The 15,086-nt window shown below is 42.6% G+C and carries 14 protein-coding genes; 9 read left to right on the top strand and 5 right to left on the bottom strand.

Features of this window, described 5'->3' with window-relative positions:
- Window positions 1–23: 23 nt before the first annotated feature.
- The 3 genes from NZ848_RS01560 to NZ848_RS01550 all read left to right on the top strand — a co-directional run bounded on the left by NZ848_RS01560 (window position 24) and on the right by NZ848_RS01550 (window position 2,556).
- Window positions 24–1,397, top strand: coding sequence for a Gfo/Idh/MocA family protein (locus NZ848_RS01560; protein ID WP_259014089.1), 1,374 nt, complete (start codon window positions 24–26; stop codon window positions 1,395–1,397).
- Between the two features lie 154 nt (window positions 1,398–1,551).
- Window positions 1,552–1,770 (top strand): DUF3820 family protein, encoded by a 219-nt coding sequence (locus NZ848_RS01555; RefSeq protein ID WP_101727298.1) that lies wholly within the window; start codon window positions 1,552–1,554, stop codon window positions 1,768–1,770.
- A gap of 60 nt (window positions 1,771–1,830) precedes the next feature.
- Window positions 1,831–2,556: an SDR family oxidoreductase gene (locus NZ848_RS01550; RefSeq protein WP_259014088.1), complete on the top strand. Its 726-nt coding sequence runs from the start codon at window positions 1,831–1,833 to the stop codon at window positions 2,554–2,556.
- A gap of 122 nt (window positions 2,557–2,678) precedes the next feature.
- Here the strand turns inward: NZ848_RS01550 and NZ848_RS01545 are convergent, their stop codons facing one another.
- From NZ848_RS01545 to NZ848_RS01535, 3 genes are all read right to left on the bottom strand, one after another.
- Window positions 2,679–3,959 carry a metal-dependent hydrolase family protein gene (locus NZ848_RS01545; RefSeq protein WP_259014087.1) on the bottom strand — a complete coding sequence of 427 codons (1,281 nt, stop codon included), beginning with the start codon at window positions 3,957–3,959 and terminating at the stop codon, window positions 2,679–2,681.
- A gap of 71 nt (window positions 3,960–4,030) precedes the next feature.
- Complete coding sequence (locus tag NZ848_RS01540) at window positions 4,031–4,486, bottom strand: DUF4920 domain-containing protein (RefSeq protein WP_101727301.1); 456 nt, start codon at window positions 4,484–4,486, stop codon at window positions 4,031–4,033.
- A 169-nt stretch (window positions 4,487–4,655) separates the two neighbouring features.
- The gene (locus NZ848_RS01535) at window positions 4,656–6,032 is read right to left on the bottom strand and encodes a HAMP domain-containing sensor histidine kinase (protein ID WP_259014086.1); all 1,377 of its coding nucleotides are present in this window, start codon (window positions 6,030–6,032) and stop codon (window positions 4,656–4,658) included.
- 90 nt (window positions 6,033–6,122) lie between these two features.
- Here NZ848_RS01535 and NZ848_RS01530 point away from each other — a divergent pair, with 90 nt between their 5' ends.
- From NZ848_RS01530 to NZ848_RS01505, 6 genes are all read left to right on the top strand, one after another.
- Window positions 6,123–6,956 (top strand): MBL fold metallo-hydrolase, encoded by an 834-nt coding sequence (locus NZ848_RS01530; RefSeq protein WP_259014085.1) that lies wholly within the window; start codon window positions 6,123–6,125, stop codon window positions 6,954–6,956.
- Window positions 6,957–7,025: 69 nt separating this feature from the next.
- Complete coding sequence (locus NZ848_RS01525; protein ID WP_101727304.1) at window positions 7,026–7,784, top strand: patatin-like phospholipase family protein; 759 nt, start codon at window positions 7,026–7,028, stop codon at window positions 7,782–7,784.
- A 101-nt stretch (window positions 7,785–7,885) separates the two neighbouring features.
- On the top strand, window positions 7,886–10,066 hold the full coding sequence (porW, locus tag NZ848_RS01520; RefSeq protein WP_259014084.1) for a type IX secretion system periplasmic lipoprotein PorW/SprE: 2,181 nt from the start codon (window positions 7,886–7,888) through the stop codon (window positions 10,064–10,066).
- A gap of 23 nt (window positions 10,067–10,089) precedes the next feature.
- Window positions 10,090–10,239, top strand: a complete 150-nt coding sequence (locus NZ848_RS01515) for a hypothetical protein (RefSeq protein WP_259014083.1) — start codon at window positions 10,090–10,092, stop codon at window positions 10,237–10,239.
- The gene (locus NZ848_RS01510) at window positions 10,236–11,957 is read left to right on the top strand and encodes a sodium:solute symporter (protein ID WP_259014082.1); all 1,722 of its coding nucleotides are present in this window, start codon (window positions 10,236–10,238) and stop codon (window positions 11,955–11,957) included. The genes NZ848_RS01515 and NZ848_RS01510 overlap by 4 nt, the downstream gene beginning before the upstream one ends.
- Complete coding sequence (locus tag NZ848_RS01505; RefSeq protein ID WP_253533434.1) at window positions 11,912–12,607, top strand: response regulator transcription factor; 696 nt, start codon at window positions 11,912–11,914, stop codon at window positions 12,605–12,607. Before NZ848_RS01510 ends, NZ848_RS01505 begins: the two co-directional genes overlap by 46 nt.
- Here NZ848_RS01505 and NZ848_RS01500 read toward each other — a convergent pair.
- Together NZ848_RS01500 and NZ848_RS01495 are read right to left on the bottom strand one after the other, a co-directional pair.
- Window positions 12,604–13,293 carry a response regulator transcription factor gene (locus NZ848_RS01500; protein ID WP_253533432.1) on the bottom strand — a complete coding sequence of 230 codons (690 nt, stop codon included), beginning with the start codon at window positions 13,291–13,293 and terminating at the stop codon, window positions 12,604–12,606. The two genes, NZ848_RS01505 and NZ848_RS01500, sit on opposite strands and share 4 nt — an antisense overlap.
- A 12-nt stretch (window positions 13,294–13,305) precedes the next feature.
- Entirely contained in the window at window positions 13,306–14,979 is a 1,674-nt protein-coding gene (locus NZ848_RS01495) for a sensor histidine kinase (protein WP_259014081.1), read from the bottom strand.
- Window positions 14,980–15,086: the final 107 nt, after the last annotated feature.

Raw genomic sequence — 15,086 nt, 5'->3', positions numbered from 1 at the left:
TTTAACCCCAAGAATTATCTACTATGACACCTTCTCGCAGAAAGTTCATTAAGGGTATTGGTGCGGCTTCGGTACTGATGGCCACCGAATCAATCGCCAAGCCGTTTAATATCATCAAGAGTTTAAAAATAAGTCCGAACGACAAAATCCGCATTGCAACTATCGGTTTGGGTATTCAGGGGCATTCTGATACCAAAGCAGCATTAAGAAACCCGGAGGCAGAACTGGTAGCCGCCGCAGATTTGTACGATGGCCGTTTGGTAAGAGGCAAAGAAGTTTACAATAAAGACCTTTTTACTACGCGCGATTACAGAGAAATTTTAGCCCGTAAAGATATTGACGCCGTTATTATTGCCACCCCTGACCACTGGCATGACCGGATTTCGATTGATGCCCTGAAAGCTGGCAAAGCTGTATACTGCGAAAAACCAATGGTACAGCACATTGACGAAGGCCGTGCCGTAATAGAAACCTGGCAGAAGACAGGCAAAACCATGCAGGTAGGCAGCCAGCCTATCAGTGGTGCAGCTTATGCAGAAGCACAAAGGCTGTTGCAGGCTGGTGAAATTGGCGAACTGAACTTCATTGAAGCCACCTATGACCGTTTCAGCGCTTTAGGAGCCTGGACCTATTCTATTCCGCCTGATGCTTCGGTGCAAACCATTGACTGGGACAGATTTCTGGGAGATGCCCCACGCAGACCATTTGATACTACGCGCTTTTTCCGTTGGAGAAACTACCGTGACTATGGCACTGGTGTAGCAGGCGACTTGTTTGTGCACCTGATTACAGGTATGCACTACGCAACCGGAGCCATCGGGCCACACAGAATATTCTCGTCTGGCGAATTAAGCTACTGGAAAGACGGCCGCGATGTGCCGGACGTTATGGTAACTGTGCTGGACTACCCGGAAACTGAGAAGCATAAGAAATTCCAGGCGGTACTTCGTGTAAACTTTGCCAATGCAGGTGCAATAAAAAATGTAACCCGTGTGGTAGGTACCGAAGGCGAGATTCAGTGGAGCGCCAGCGGATTAACGCTTACTAAAAGAAAATTACCCAAAGCACCGGGCTATGGAAACGGCGAAAGTTTCCCGACCTTTGCAGAGGCTACACAAAAAGAGTTTCTGAAAGAATACAATGCTAAATATTCTGAAGCCGACAGAGTAACTGAACCGGTAAAAGAAATAAAATTTGATACGCCTGCCGGTGATGATGCCCATGCCAAACACTTCAAGAATTTCTTTGATAACATGCGCGCCAACAGTCAGAAAACCATAGAAGACCCGATTTTCGGTTTCCGTGCTGCGGCTCCGGCACTGGCTTGTAACCTTAGCTATTTTGATAACAGAATCGTTTACTGGGACCCTGTAACGATGAAATTGAAGAAGAAATAAGTTAAAGTTTCTCCCGTGCGACGGCCGCTCCTTGTTCAAGGAGGGGTGTCTGTTTTCTGACGTTGTCAGTAAATAGACAGGGTGGTGGTTGTTAAGCTTTAAAAAGGCGTTTACAACCACCTCCCTTAAAATCAATGAAAATCTAAATCCACCTATGAACCCCGCTATCATAAAAGAACTGGTTACTTTCAAAATGCCATTTGGCAAATATAAAGACCGGCTTATCTGTGACCTGCCCGAACATTATCTGCTGTGGTTTCAGAGAGAAGGTTTTCCGCCTGGTAAACTGGGCACCCTGCTGGCTACCATGTATGAAATAAAACTTAACGGACTGGAGTATCTGCTGAAACCACTGAAAGAAAGAAAAATCTGAATCCAAAACTATTGGCCTGCCCCGGCTGTTATAGCCTAATAAAACTCATCTCTTTTTTTTATGTCAGATAACACAACAATTATTCGCACTGCTTTAGTTACGGGCGGTTCGAAAGGCATTGGCTATGGTGTAGCAGAAGTACTTATTAAAGAAGGAATCAGGGTAGCTATTACCAGCAGAAGCAAAGAAGCGGCAGAAGCTGCGGCGGCAGAATTAAACAAAATTAAAGACGGATACGCACTTCCGCTCGAATCTGATGTACGCAGTTTTGCATCACAGCAAAATGCAGTAAATACTGTTTTACAAACCTGGGGAAGGTTAGATTACGTTATTGCCAATGCAGGTGTAGGGCATCTGGTACCTTTTGAAAAGTTAAGTACTGAACAATGGCAAGAAACCATAGACATAAACCTGACGGGCGTATTTTTTACAGCAAAGGCAACCCTTGAAGCGCTTAAATCTTCTAAAGGATACTTTATTACCATTGCCAGCCTGGCCGGAGCCAATTTCTTCGATAAAGGAACAGCCTACAACGCCAGCAAATTCGGGCTGGTAGGTTTTACTCAGGCACTTATGCTTGACCTACGCCAGGATGGCATCAAGGTTTCTACCATTATGCCCGGCTCGGTAGCTACGCATTTTAACAACCACACCCCGAGTGAAAAAGATGCCTGGAAGATTCAGCCTGAAGACATCGGGCAGATTGTTTCTGATTTAATAAAAATGCCTGCGCGCACATTGCCAAGCAAAATAGAGGTAAGACCTTCAATGCCGCCAAGCAAATAACCGGTTTCAGAAAGGCAGGGCGCGTCTCTGCCTTTTTTTATGATGATGGCAAAACAAAAAAAGGTCTGGCACAAATGCACCAGACCAATGGTAAGTTATAGTTTGCGTTTGTTTTTGCCAGTTTATTTTTCTTTGTAAATCTTACCCTCTTTCATTACAAGGGCAACATTCATCATTACTCTGGCATCTTTCAATGGGTCGCCTTCAACGGCAACTATGTCAGCCAGTTTCCCTTTTTCTATTGAGCCCAGTTCTGATTTCATGCCCAGTATCTCTGCATTTACAATTGTAGCGGCTTTGATGGCTTCCATCATTGGCATGCCACCTTCTACCATGTACTGAAACTCTTTGGCATTATAGCCGTGCAAAAACACCCCCGCATCAGTTCCGAACGCCACTTTTACCCCTGCCTTATAAGCCCGTGCAAAGGTTTCAGCAATCTGCTTTGATGTTTCAATGGCTTTAGGAACCACTAAGGGGTGATAGTATCCCGGTACTTTTGCCGAATCACCGACAGTTTTGCCAGCAATGATGGTTGGCACATAATAAGCTCCATGTTTTTTAAATAGTTCAATGGCCTCATCGTCCATAAAAGTAGCGTGTTCTATGGTTGTAACACCTGCTTTTATGGCACGCTTCATGCCTTCTGCTCCGTGCGCATGCGCTGCCACATGAAACCCATAGTCTTTAGCCGTTGATACAATGGCCGAAATCTCATCTTCTGTAAACTGTGGGCCTTTGCCATTTTTTGCAATACTTAAAACACCGCCGGTGGCCGTTATCTTAATGGCATCGGCTCCGTCTTTATATCGCTGGCGCACCGCCTGCCGCCCTTCTTCCGGGCTGTCTACTACTCCGTTGGTTACATAATCTGGTACCGAATAAGTATTGCTGATACCATTCGTAGGGTCTCCATGCCCACCGGTTGTTGCAATGGTTCTGCCAGATGTAAAAATTCTGGGGCCAACTACCAATCCTTTATTAATAGCATTACGGATAGAAATATTCACTCCGCTTCCGCCTAAATCTCTTACCGTAGTAAAACCAGCCATCAGGGTTGTATGGGCGTGCTTCTGCGCTTCATAGGCAATATCAGCCATATTCTGGCTCATGCGTTTCAGGTACTGGTCTTTACTGGTTTCGCTCTCTATGTGCACGTGCATGTCTATCCAACCCGGCATTACCGTACGGTTTTTCATGTTAACCACCTTATCGGCAGCCTGAGCAGTGGCGTAGCCACTCTGGATATCAGTTATACGGTTTTTCTCTACCACAATTGTTATCTGCGACCTTGGCGTATTACCGATACCATCAATAAGGGTACCGCAGTGAATCAGTGTGCGTTGTGCCAGCACCGGCGACGAAATACCAAGCACCAGCGCCAACAGGTAATTTTTTTTCATAGATGTTTCGTTTGTTCAGGTCAATAGAATCAAAAAAGCCTCTCCTTTAATGTAGAGAGGCTTTGCGCGTATCAGTTTTTCGGAACCAACACGCCATTGGCTACAAATGTCAGTTCTGTTTTAGGCTCAGTAATCTTAGCTACTTCTTCTTTACTTTTACCGGCGTCTTCGGCATAGTGACGAAGCTCATCAACCGATGTAGTTTTAGTTTTGGCATTGCCCTCAAATACTACTGTTTTACCTGCTATGTCTTTAGGCACAAAAAAACCGTAGTCTTTAAAAGTAACACGCATGGTCTGGCCGTCGTCCATTTTCACTTTCATCCAGCAGCCTTTAACCTGGCATACCGACTCTACCACGCCTGTAACCTTGCCTTCAAATGCCGGGGTTACCTTAGCTTTTTTCTCAAGGTCTGAGGCTGCGATAGCGCCATCAGGATTGATTTTCTCACCAAAACTCTCATATTTCTGACCAAAAGACACATTAACGGCCAGCAAAATCGCTAAAATTGAAATTAGTTTTTTCATTGTCTGAAGTTTTATTTGCTCTTAAAATTTAGAAATTATTTTCAACTTTCTAAACAACTGTCTGTTTAACTGCTGAGCCAAATACTGCTCAGCTAGTTTAAATTTTCAATATTACAAAGTTATTATTTTTTATTACAATCCGGTACTATTTCACAAACCTTATTATGGCTTATAAATGTGGCAGGGTTACTACAAATATGCTGCCTTTACCAACCACGCTCTTTACTTCAATTTTACCCTGATGGATATCAATGATTCTGCGACACACCGACAACCCGATGCCATGCCCACGATACACCGCCGCATTTTGTGTTCGGTAAAAAGGCTCAAATATTTTGCTCAGCTCGCTTTCAGGTATTCCTATTCCGTTGTCTTTTACATCTACTATACATAGTTTCTGATTAAACTTTATTTTTACCTCAGCCTGGTTGTCGGCAGAATACTTACAGGCATTATCGAGCAAATTGGTAAACACCGTCAGCAAAAGTGTTTCGTTAGCATTCACGGTTACCCATTTGTCGTCATCCGGTATTTCATCAAAATCAACTACAATTTTAAAATTGGTGTTCAGCCCCAGCACCTCCTCCTGCGCCTTAAACAAAATTTCATCAATACGCGTGGGCCTCAGTGCCATATTGTCTTCCCGGTTTTCAGACTTGGCCAGTTGAAGCAAACCGTTGGTTAGCTGTATCAGCCTCTGGGTATCGGTGAGCAACGACCTCAGAATACTCTTGTACTCATCAGTAGTGCGGTCGTTCTCCAGCGCTATCTGAATTTCCGACTTCAGTGCCGCTAATGGTGTGCGGAGTTCATGCGACGCATTAGACACAAAACTTTTCTGCAATTGGAACGAAGTTTCAAGGCGCTCAAGCATCTGGTTAAAGTTGTTGGAAAGCTGAGCAATTTCATCCTTGTTGTTACCGGTATTCAGTTTTCTTTTCAGGTTGTAAGCCGTGATGTTTGAAATCTCCTGATTGATTTCAGCAATGGGCTTTAGCGACTCGCCGGCAAAAATAATACCCAGTATAATGGTAAGCGTAATGCCTATTATAAAACTGATAATTAATGTATCGCGTACATTCTGCAGTTTTTCTTTACCATAAATATCATTGGCCTTAGCTATTACAACGTACGACTTGTTGTTTTCATCAGTATACAATGAGCCCGTTAACTGATTATCCCAGTCGTTTTTTTCAATGTACTTTTTTTGTCTTACCTGTTTCAGAAACGCCGGGCTATATAAGATAGAATCGGCCTCGTAGCTGGCATATACAAGTTCGTCTTTATCATTAAACATCAAAACTTTTTCTACATTCAGTTTACCTAAAATGGTTTTATTGGCGTCTCGTAGTTTCCTTTTATCTTTTTCGGTAATTTTCAGCTCTTTCAATAATTGGGCCGTTAATATCCCTCTGTCGTGCAAGCGGTTATAGAACTCTTGCTTACGGAAATTCTCAGAGGTATAGTACACTGCCAATGAAAATATAATAAGAATACAAGCGATTATTATGGTAAATTGTATTGCTATCTTGGTACGTATTTGCATATTTGGTCTTTAGTTTGGGTCATGGTGCAGAGCCTGACCAGCTACAAACGAAGTTTCTGAACAAAACTGAACCGAAATTTACTAAAGAATATGCAAATTCATGTAATTGATGCCGGACATTTCAAATTAGATGGTGGCGCAATGTTTGGTGTTGTACCCAAAACCTTATGGAGCAGACAGATACCGGCTGATGAACATAATTTGTGCAGCTGGATGATGCGTTGCCTGTTGGTAAACACAGGTACACAATTGATATTGATTGATAGTGGTATGGGTGATAAACAGGATGCCAAATGGCAGTCGTACTATTATAGGCATGGCGATGGCGATTTGATACAATCAATTAAAAAAGCGGGGTACTCGCCTACAGAAGTGACCGACGTGCTGTGCACGCATTTGCATTTTGACCATTGTGGTGGTGCTGTAAAATGGAACAGCAGCAAAGACAGGCCGGAACTGACATTTCCGAACGCACGGTACTGGACACACTCTGCTCACTGGGATTGGGCCATTAACCCCAACCCAAGAGAAAAGGCCACCTTCTTAACAGAAAATATACTACCTATGCAGCAAACCGGCGCTTTGTGTTTTACAGATAAAGTTGAAAATGCTTTTGGGCAATCAATAGAACTGCTGTATGCCAATGGCCATACCGAAAAGATGATAATGCCTAAAATAAAACAGGGCAGTAATACGTATTTATTTATTGCAGACACTATTCCGTCTCACGCACATGTGCATGTGCCGTATGTAATGGGGTATGATATTCGCCCATTGGAAACCATGAGCGAAAAAGAACGGTTATTAAAGCAGGTGGTTGACAATAACTGGACGGTAATATTTGACCACGACCCTGTGCATGATGCTGCGCATATTCAATTAACAGAGAAAGGATACAGGGTTGCCGAATTATTTAATTTATAGTTATTTTTGGTAGAGAAGCCGGAAGCAACAGTAGCAGGGGATATTCCGGTTAAAATTTTCACACAGATTATGAAAATAGGATTAGCATTATCAGGCGGTGGCAGCAGAGGATTTGCGCATTTAGGAGTTATTAAGGCATTAGACGAAATGGGCCTGAAACCATCAATGATTACCGGAACAAGCGCCGGCTCAATTGTAGGTGCACTTATTGCCGCAGGGCACACACCCGATTACATTTTTGACACCGTTACGTCTATCGGCATTTTCAGCCATTTAAAGTTTGCTTTTAACCGTTTTGGCTTGTTTAAATTAGAAAAAGCCGAAAATCTTTTTTTAAGGTTTCTGCCCGATAATTCTTTTGAAAGCCTCAAGATTCCACTCATTGTATGCGCAACAGATATAGAAAACGGCGAGCCTGTTTATTACAGTGAGGGAGAGCTCATTAAGCCTATTCTGGCTTCATGCTGCCTGCCGGGCATTTTTGAGCCGATGAAGTTTCAGGGCCGCCTGCTGATTGATGGCGGCATTACCGATAACCTGCCCGTTGGGCCGCTGAAAGAAGCCTGCGACTTTGTAATTGGTGTGAATGTAATGCCTGTGAGCAGCAGTATGCCTATAAATTCGGTAAAAGATATACTGATGAAAAGTATTTTTCTGGCTATCAGAAACAATTCTGGCGAGCAACTGAAACGCTGCGATATAGCCATTGAACCGGCTGAAATTTACAGGTACGACGGCATGAATATGTCTAAGGCCAAAGAAATGTACACTTTAGGTTATGAATGCGCACTCCGCGAGCTGGAAGGGAAACTTTCGCAGGTACTCTGATTTATGTATTGCGTTGGATAATTTTTTCGTCAGCAAATCGTTAAAAAAAGGGTATTATTGCATAAGTAATCAGACTATCTGCCTTTAAATTAACTCATAAAGTGCAAAAACTTTCTATTTTTATACTGTTATTAGCTATTACAACCGGGTGTTCGCAGTTTAGTCAGTCGCCTACCAGCAAGGCATGGCATAACCTGAATGCACGTTTTAACTCTTTGATTATTGCCCGCGAAAACATGAAAGAAGCCGAAAAGGCCTTGTTTACAACCCGGGAAGAAAACTACAGCGCCCTCATACCTATTCTGTTGCCTATTGACTCTGTCAAGAGCCAGGCAGTGGCAACAAATCTGAAAGAAGTAATAGAAAAAACCTCTATGATTGCCGAAAGGCACTCTAACTCAAAGTATCTGGCTGAGGCCTACGTTTTACTGGGCAGAGCCCGATTAATGAAAGGCGATTTCGTTAATGCCATAGAGGTTTTCAAGTATGTTAACTCCACTACCAAAGATGAAACAGGCCGCCAGTCTGCACTAATCTGGTTGATGCGTGCTTACATTGAGCAGCGCGATTTTGTAACTGCCCTGAAAGTATCAGAGGTGGTACGTAATCTTGATTTAACCAAAGCTAACACCCGTGATTACTACCTGACCAAAGCATATTTGCACCAATATACCGGAGAACTGGCCACAGCTGCCGCCATTGCAGAAGAAGCACTAAAGCTGATGACCAAAAACGAACAAACGGCAAGAGTACACTATGCCGTGGGGCAAATGTATGATTTGATTGGCCAAAAAGCTAAAGCACTGCCCCATTACGCGGCCGTGGCAAAAAACCGCCCCAATTATGATATGGAGTTTTATGCTGGCATGAATGCCCTGCTTGATGAAGCCGTGGCACGCAGAGGCACAACAGCGGGCGTGCAGGAGAACTTTAAAAAAATGCTGGTTGACAGAAAAAATGCAGACCTGAAAGATAAAATTTATTTTACGATGGGTAATCTGGAAGTACAGAAAATGAATTACCCCAAAGCCATTGAGTATTACAACGCTTCTATTAAAAATTCTAAAGGCAACAGCGCACAAAATGCCTACACTTATCTGGAACTGGCCGAACTCCACTACAACCAGCTACTTAAATATGAATTAGCCAGTTTGTATTATGACAGCACTCTGACGCTTTTACCTAAAAATACTCCTGATTATGAACGTATTACCAGGCGGGCATCATCTTTGACCAGTTTTGTAACTTATCAGAAAGTGGTAGCTCTTGAAGACAGTCTTCAACGACTGGCCGCTATGAGCGCCGCCGATCTGGACAAGGCCTTAGAAAGGTCAATAGCACAGAAGGAAGAAGAAGCCAGAAAAGCCAAAGAACTGGCCGACCAGCAAGCGCAAAAAAATGCCAATGCGGCAGTAGACAGGCTGTCTGACAGAGACCAAACCTTTAAGCGATGGATGCTCTATGACCCTATTGCCATTAACCGGAACAAGTCTGACTTTCAGCAGCTATGGGGCCCGAGGGTTTTGGAAGATAACTGGCGAAGACGCGACAAAGAAGCCGGAGCTATCAGCTTTGGTATTGAGCGTGGTACGGTTGGTAATCAACCCACCGGTAGTTCTGCTACAGGTGCCAGTCAGGTTTTGCAACAACAGACGGCAGACATAGCCGGTAAAGCATTGGCGGCCAAAAAACAGGAGCTATACGCAGGTTTACCTAATACGCCGGAAAAACTGGCTGCATCAAAACTGAAACAGGAAGAAGCCTATTATCAGTTGGGCAAAATATACAAGTTTCAGTTTAATGAACCTGATAACGCCATTACTACCTTCAAGACACTGCTTGAAAAGTTTCCGGCTACTGTGCATGAAGCAGAAGTATTATACCTGCTTAGCCTGAGTGCCGATAATCAGGAAACCAACCCATACCGCTCTGCTTTATTAAGCAAATACCCTGCCTCTACTTATGCCCGGCAACTGATAAGAGGTAATGTAAATATTACAGAAGACACCGAATCAAAAGCTAACCTGGTTTACTCGCAGGCATTTAATCTGTATAGCAACGAAAGCTATTTATCTGCCCTTAAAATGGCCGAAGACGGGCTAATTACCTATACAGGCACCAGTATAGAAGATAAATTTGCCATGTTAAGAATTTTGCTGCTGGCCAAAACCGAGCAGAAAGAACTTTACCAACAGGCATTGAATGAGTTTATTCAGGGCTACCCGTCAAGCAACCTGATGCCCAAAGCCAAAGAACTGATGGCGGTGCTGAGCAAAAAGTAAAACATCTATAACCTATAAATAACATGATGAAACAAGAAACTGACATGCCTACCGGAGAGGATGATATGCAATCGCCCATTCTTGGTACCTGGCGAAATGTTTATATTGTGGTAGCTGGTATGCTTTTTATGACTATTATCCTTTTCTACTTTTTTACTACCTATTTTGCATGACTAACCTGGACTGGATTTTTTTAACCGTAACGCTTCTTTTTATTATAGTATATGGTGTCTATAAAAGTCACCGCGATAAAGATATTGAAGGATACCTGCTGGGCAACCAGTCGTTACCCTGGTATCATGTTGGTCTCTCGGTTATGGCTACGCAGGCCAGTGCCATTACGTTTCTTTCTACCACTGGGCAGGGCTTTGACGACGGCATGCGGTTTGTGCAGTTTTACTTCGGATTGCCATTGGCAATGATTGTGCTTTGTATAACGTTTATACCAATTTTTCATCGGCTGAAAGTCTACACAGCTTATGAGTATCTTGAACACCGCTTTGATGGAAAGGTTCGCATTTTTACGGCCTTTTTGTTTCTGATACAGCGTAGCCTTTCAACCGGTATATCCATTTATGCTCCGGCAATTATTTTATCAACCATTTTCAGATGGGATATTGTCTGGACCAACATCATTATGGGCGGGCTGGTACTAACGTATTCTGTAATTGGTGGCACCAAGGCTATTTCATATACCCATGTGCAGCAAATGCTTGTAATTACTGTAGCCATGTTTCTGGCTGGAGTAATTGTTTTGCAGATGCTGCCTGAAAACATAGGCCTGGTAAAAGCGCTTAAAATTGCGGGTAAATCCGGCCACATGAACATGGTTTCTTTTGAGTTTAACCCGAAAGACCGATACAATTTATGGTCAGGTTTAATCGGTGGATTTTTTCTGCAGCTTTCTTACTTCGGCACCGACCAGTCGCAGGTAGGCAGATATTTAACCGGAGAGTCTATCACCCAGAGCCGCCTGGGTTTAGTAATGAACGGTCTGTTGAAAGTACCAATGCAGTTTTTCATTTTGCTGGTTGGGGTTCTGGTTTTTGTGTTTTACCAATTTAATACGTCTCCGGTTTTTTTTAACAAGGTAGAAGTTGATAAACTCCGTGCCAGCCAATACGCCCCGCAGTTGCAGGCATTGGAAAAAGAACACGCCGTTATTTCTGAAAAAAAACAGCAATTACTAGCCAGAATGGGCGACGCCAACGACCAGCAGCTATTGATTTACAAGGCCTCCCTGAAAGAATCAGACTCGCTTAGTAAAGACATAAAATCGAAGGTGGTGGGTTTAATAAAGAAAAACAATCCAAACGGTATTACCAACGACCGCGACTTTGTTTTTCTGCGCTTTGTTTTAGATTACCTGCCGCATGGCCTTATCGGCCTGCTCATTGCCGTTATTTTTGCGGCATCTATGGGTTCTATTGCATCGGCTTATAACTCAATGGCAGCTACCACGGTAGTGGACGTATACCGGAAATACGCCAAAACACCCCCCACTGAGAAAGCAGAATTGAGGGCATCAAAGGTTTCAACAGTATTATGGGGTATTTTTTGTATATTTGTTGCACAGTATGCCAGCGAACTGGGCAATATGATTGAGGTTGTTAACGTATTAGGCTCATTGTTCTATGGTATTATACTTGGTGTTTTTCTGGTAGCATTCTATTTCAAAAACATTGGTGGCACTGCTACCTTCTGGGGGGCAGTAATCAGCCAGGCAATTATTCTCGGAATCGGTATTCCGCAGGTAATATTGAAAAAAGAATGGATTGCCTACCTTTGGTTTAATCCCATTGGCTGTTTTCTGGTCATTGGTATAGCGTGGATGATTCAAAACTTATGGAAAAAAAGCGAATACTCATTGTCGAAGACGACCAACGCCTAGCTGAAAATATAAGCAAGGGGCTGGCAGAGAAAGATTTTGACACCTCTGTAGCCTTTGATGGACAGATAGGCCTTCGGCTGGCGTCAAGCGGTAAATATGACCTCATTATTCTGGATGTCAATTTACCTGTAATGAATGGCTATGAGGTTTGTGCCAGAATACGCGAAAAAGACAGCCAGATACCAATTATTATGCTGACTGCCCTTGGCGAAACTGACGACAAGATACTGGGCTTTGAAAAGGGCGCAGATGATTACATCGTAAAACCCTTTGAATACCGTGAATTGCTGGCTCGTGTAAATGTGTTTCTGAAAAGAGCCCATGCTGAAAGTGAAGCCAATGCCTCTAATATGCTGAAAATTGCCGACCTGGAGATTAATCTGGAAAGCAAGACGGCTTCAAGACAGAACACAAAAATTGAACTGACACCCAAAGAGTTTTCTTTGTTGGAATACCTGATACGAAACAAGGGCAAGGTGGTTTCAAAAGCTGAAATTGCCGAGAAAATTTGGGATGGCAACAATGCCGAAAACAGCCTGAACGTAATTGAGGTGTACATTAATTTTCTGCGTAAAAAAATAGACAAAGACTTTGAACCCAAGCTGATACATACCAAAACAGGCATGGGCTATGTGCTAAAAGAAGACTAAGCCACAGGTGTAGTAAAATGGTACCCTACACCTTTTATTGTCATTAGTTCAATGGTTTCGTCTTCTTTCAGGTAGTCGCGCAGTTTGGTGATATACACATCAAGGTTGCGTGAATTAAAGAACGAATCATCTCCCCAGATTTTTAAAAGTATTTCTTTTCTGCTCACCGTAAAATTTCTGTTTTCAGAGAAAATCTTCAGCAATTCGGTTTCCCGGTAAGAGAGCTTCCGGCAATTATCATGAGTTCTTAATTCATACTTATGAGGAAAAAACTCAAACTTGCCCAGATGGATGCTTCCCTGTGGTGTAACAGCTTTAGAAAGAGACAAGGCAAGCAGATTATTGATTCTCACAATCAGCTCTTCCATACTGAATGGCTTACGGATGTAGTCATTACCGCCTGACTGGAAACCCTTAAGCACATCATCTGTCTGTGTCTTGGCAGTCAGAAATATAATAGGTATGGTAGGTTTTATAGCCCTTATTTCTGCACCCAGCGTGTACCCGTCTTTATTGGGCAGCATTACATCAAGTACACAAATATCCGGTTTAAAGTGGTCAAATGCCTTTAATACCAGACTACCGTCTGTTACCATTTTTACCTCAAAGTCTCGGCTTTCAAGGCTTTCCTTCACTATCTTACCCAGAAAGGGTTCGTCTTCTACATATAATATTTTGGTTGCCATTGCTGAATCCGATTAAGTCTTTAGTGGTAGTGCCAGTATAAAAGTACTGCCCTCATCTATTTTACTGTTTACTTTAATAGTGCCATTGTGGTGCTCTACTACATTTTTCACATAACTAAGCCCAAGGCCATAGCCTTTAATATTATGCACATTACCGGTGGGTACTCTGAAAAACTTGTCGAAAATCTTAGGCAGAAACTCCTCTGAAATACCAATGCCGTTGTCTTTTATACTTAGTTGCAGTTGCTGGTCATGGGCCTGCAACAGTACATTTATCTGGGGGTCAGCGCTATACTTAAGGGCGTTCTCAAGCAGATTATAAACCACGTTGGTAAGGTGAATTGAATCGCCCGTTATTTCAAATTGTTCCCCAAGTAAATCAAAATTCACATGCGCCCGGCATTTTTCAAATTGTAGTTTCATGGTAGACAATACGCTTTCAACCAAACTTCTGAAATTAACGGTGTCAGTATTTAGCACCAGTTCTTTCTGCTCAAAAACACTCATTTTCAAAACCTTGTCAACTAATATTGATAGCCGGTTCAACTCATTTATTGAGATTTCGAGGTATTCCTTCGTCTGGGTCGGGTTCTGCAACACATTAAAGTTACTCAGGGCCTCAATGGCTACGCTTACGGTGGCAATAGGGGTTTTCAGTTCATGGGTTATGTTGCTTACAAAATCGTTTTTCAGGGCTGTCAGGCGGTTTTGCTTTTGAAGATTTCTGTAAATAAGCCAGAATGAGAGACCGGTAATAGTTATCAGAAACAAAGAGAAAAGTATCTGAGGAAAAATCTGTTGAGTAAGGTACCAATGGGCATCGGCAAAGTTAGCCTGATATAGCAGACTGCCAAAAGGAACGCCAGCTCTGATTTCAGCTGTCGTGTCAGCCTTTGACCTCTGAGCCACTTCCACTTTAAAAGGCAGCGTAATTTGCTGCTTTAATAATCTCGTTTTGTATCTGGCGGTTATCTCCTTAGTTTTAAGTGTATCAGTCAGCAGATTGATTATTACATTGGGTGGCTGGCTGGCTTTCTTTTTCCGGGGGGTGTTGGGTTTTATATAGATGCGGCTCAAATTCACTTTTTCTTTTGTAATAACTGAATCATACTTCACACCCGAAACAAACATCACTCGTTTTGGTTGCGCGTTAAACGCATTACTCGGCAGATTCATTGTCATGGTAGAGTCTGACTTAAACTGTATTCTGATGTTCCTGCGGCTTGAATCCAGTTTTATTGAGTGTATCATCTTTATCAGCATATCCCGGCCAACAGAGTCAAATGCATTCATTTCCCTGGTATAGATGCTCATTGTGTTTGGTCTTCTTGCCTCGCCGGGTATTAACCCTGAAGGGTTTTGCCTGCCACTCAGATAAATACTTTTTATTTCATCAAAGACCGAATCAGAGGCCTTTTTCATAGGCCTTTTATATTTAGTTTTTCTTTTAGACGTCAATAATTCTTTATTAACATTCAATTTCAATGAAGAGTCAACCTGTCTCTTAATCAGAGAATCCTGCATGGCAGAGACAGTTTTCTCAAAATTATTGTTGATATCTTTCTGCAGATTTCGTTTCTGCTCGTTGTAGTTCTGTTTTAGCCAGAATACATTAAACAGCGTGAGCACCAATAAGCTTACGCATATCAATACAAATTGTGTTCTGCTTTTTATTCCGGTGCCCAAAGTCTGTAATGGTTAGTTAATGCGTACTTTAATCTTTTTGTGTAGTGATTTGCTGTGTTTATAAAATCAAAATTAATCCACAATTTTGGTTTCCTGTCTATTTTTTA

It is taken from the genome of Emticicia fluvialis, from assembly GCF_024793945.1.
Lineage (GTDB): Bacteria > Bacteroidota > Bacteroidia > Cytophagales > Spirosomataceae > Emticicia > Emticicia fluvialis.
This window is presented reverse-complemented; position numbering and strand designations above follow the sequence as displayed.

Excerpts from the sequence above, each read along its gene's own strand:
- NZ848_RS01500 (WP_253533432.1), bottom strand. The coding sequence starts at position 13,293 with ATGGCAACCAAAATATTATATGTAGAAGACGAACCCTTTCTGGGTAAG.
- NZ848_RS01515 (WP_259014083.1), top strand. The coding sequence starts at position 10,090 with ATGATGAAACAAGAAACTGACATGCCTACCGGAGAGGATGATATGCAA.
- NZ848_RS01550 (WP_259014088.1), top strand. The coding sequence starts at position 1,831 with ATGTCAGATAACACAACAATTATTCGCACTGCTTTAGTTACGGGCGGT.
- NZ848_RS01505 (WP_253533434.1), top strand. The coding sequence starts at position 11,912 with ATGGAAAAAAAGCGAATACTCATTGTCGAAGACGACCAACGCCTAGCT.
- NZ848_RS01545 (WP_259014087.1), bottom strand. The coding sequence starts at position 3,959 with ATGAAAAAAAATTACCTGTTGGCGCTGGTGCTTGGTATTTCGTCGCCG.
- NZ848_RS01560 (WP_259014089.1), top strand. The coding sequence starts at position 24 with ATGACACCTTCTCGCAGAAAGTTCATTAAGGGTATTGGTGCGGCTTCG.
- NZ848_RS01510 (WP_259014082.1), top strand. The coding sequence starts at position 10,236 with ATGACTAACCTGGACTGGATTTTTTTAACCGTAACGCTTCTTTTTATT.
- NZ848_RS01555 (WP_101727298.1), top strand. The coding sequence starts at position 1,552 with ATGAACCCCGCTATCATAAAAGAACTGGTTACTTTCAAAATGCCATTT.
- NZ848_RS01525 (WP_101727304.1), top strand. The coding sequence starts at position 7,026 with ATGAAAATAGGATTAGCATTATCAGGCGGTGGCAGCAGAGGATTTGCG.
- NZ848_RS01530 (WP_259014085.1), top strand. The coding sequence starts at position 6,123 with ATGCAAATTCATGTAATTGATGCCGGACATTTCAAATTAGATGGTGGC.
- NZ848_RS01535 (WP_259014086.1), bottom strand. The coding sequence starts at position 6,032 with ATGCAAATACGTACCAAGATAGCAATACAATTTACCATAATAATCGCT.
- NZ848_RS01540 (WP_101727301.1), bottom strand. The coding sequence starts at position 4,486 with ATGAAAAAACTAATTTCAATTTTAGCGATTTTGCTGGCCGTTAATGTG.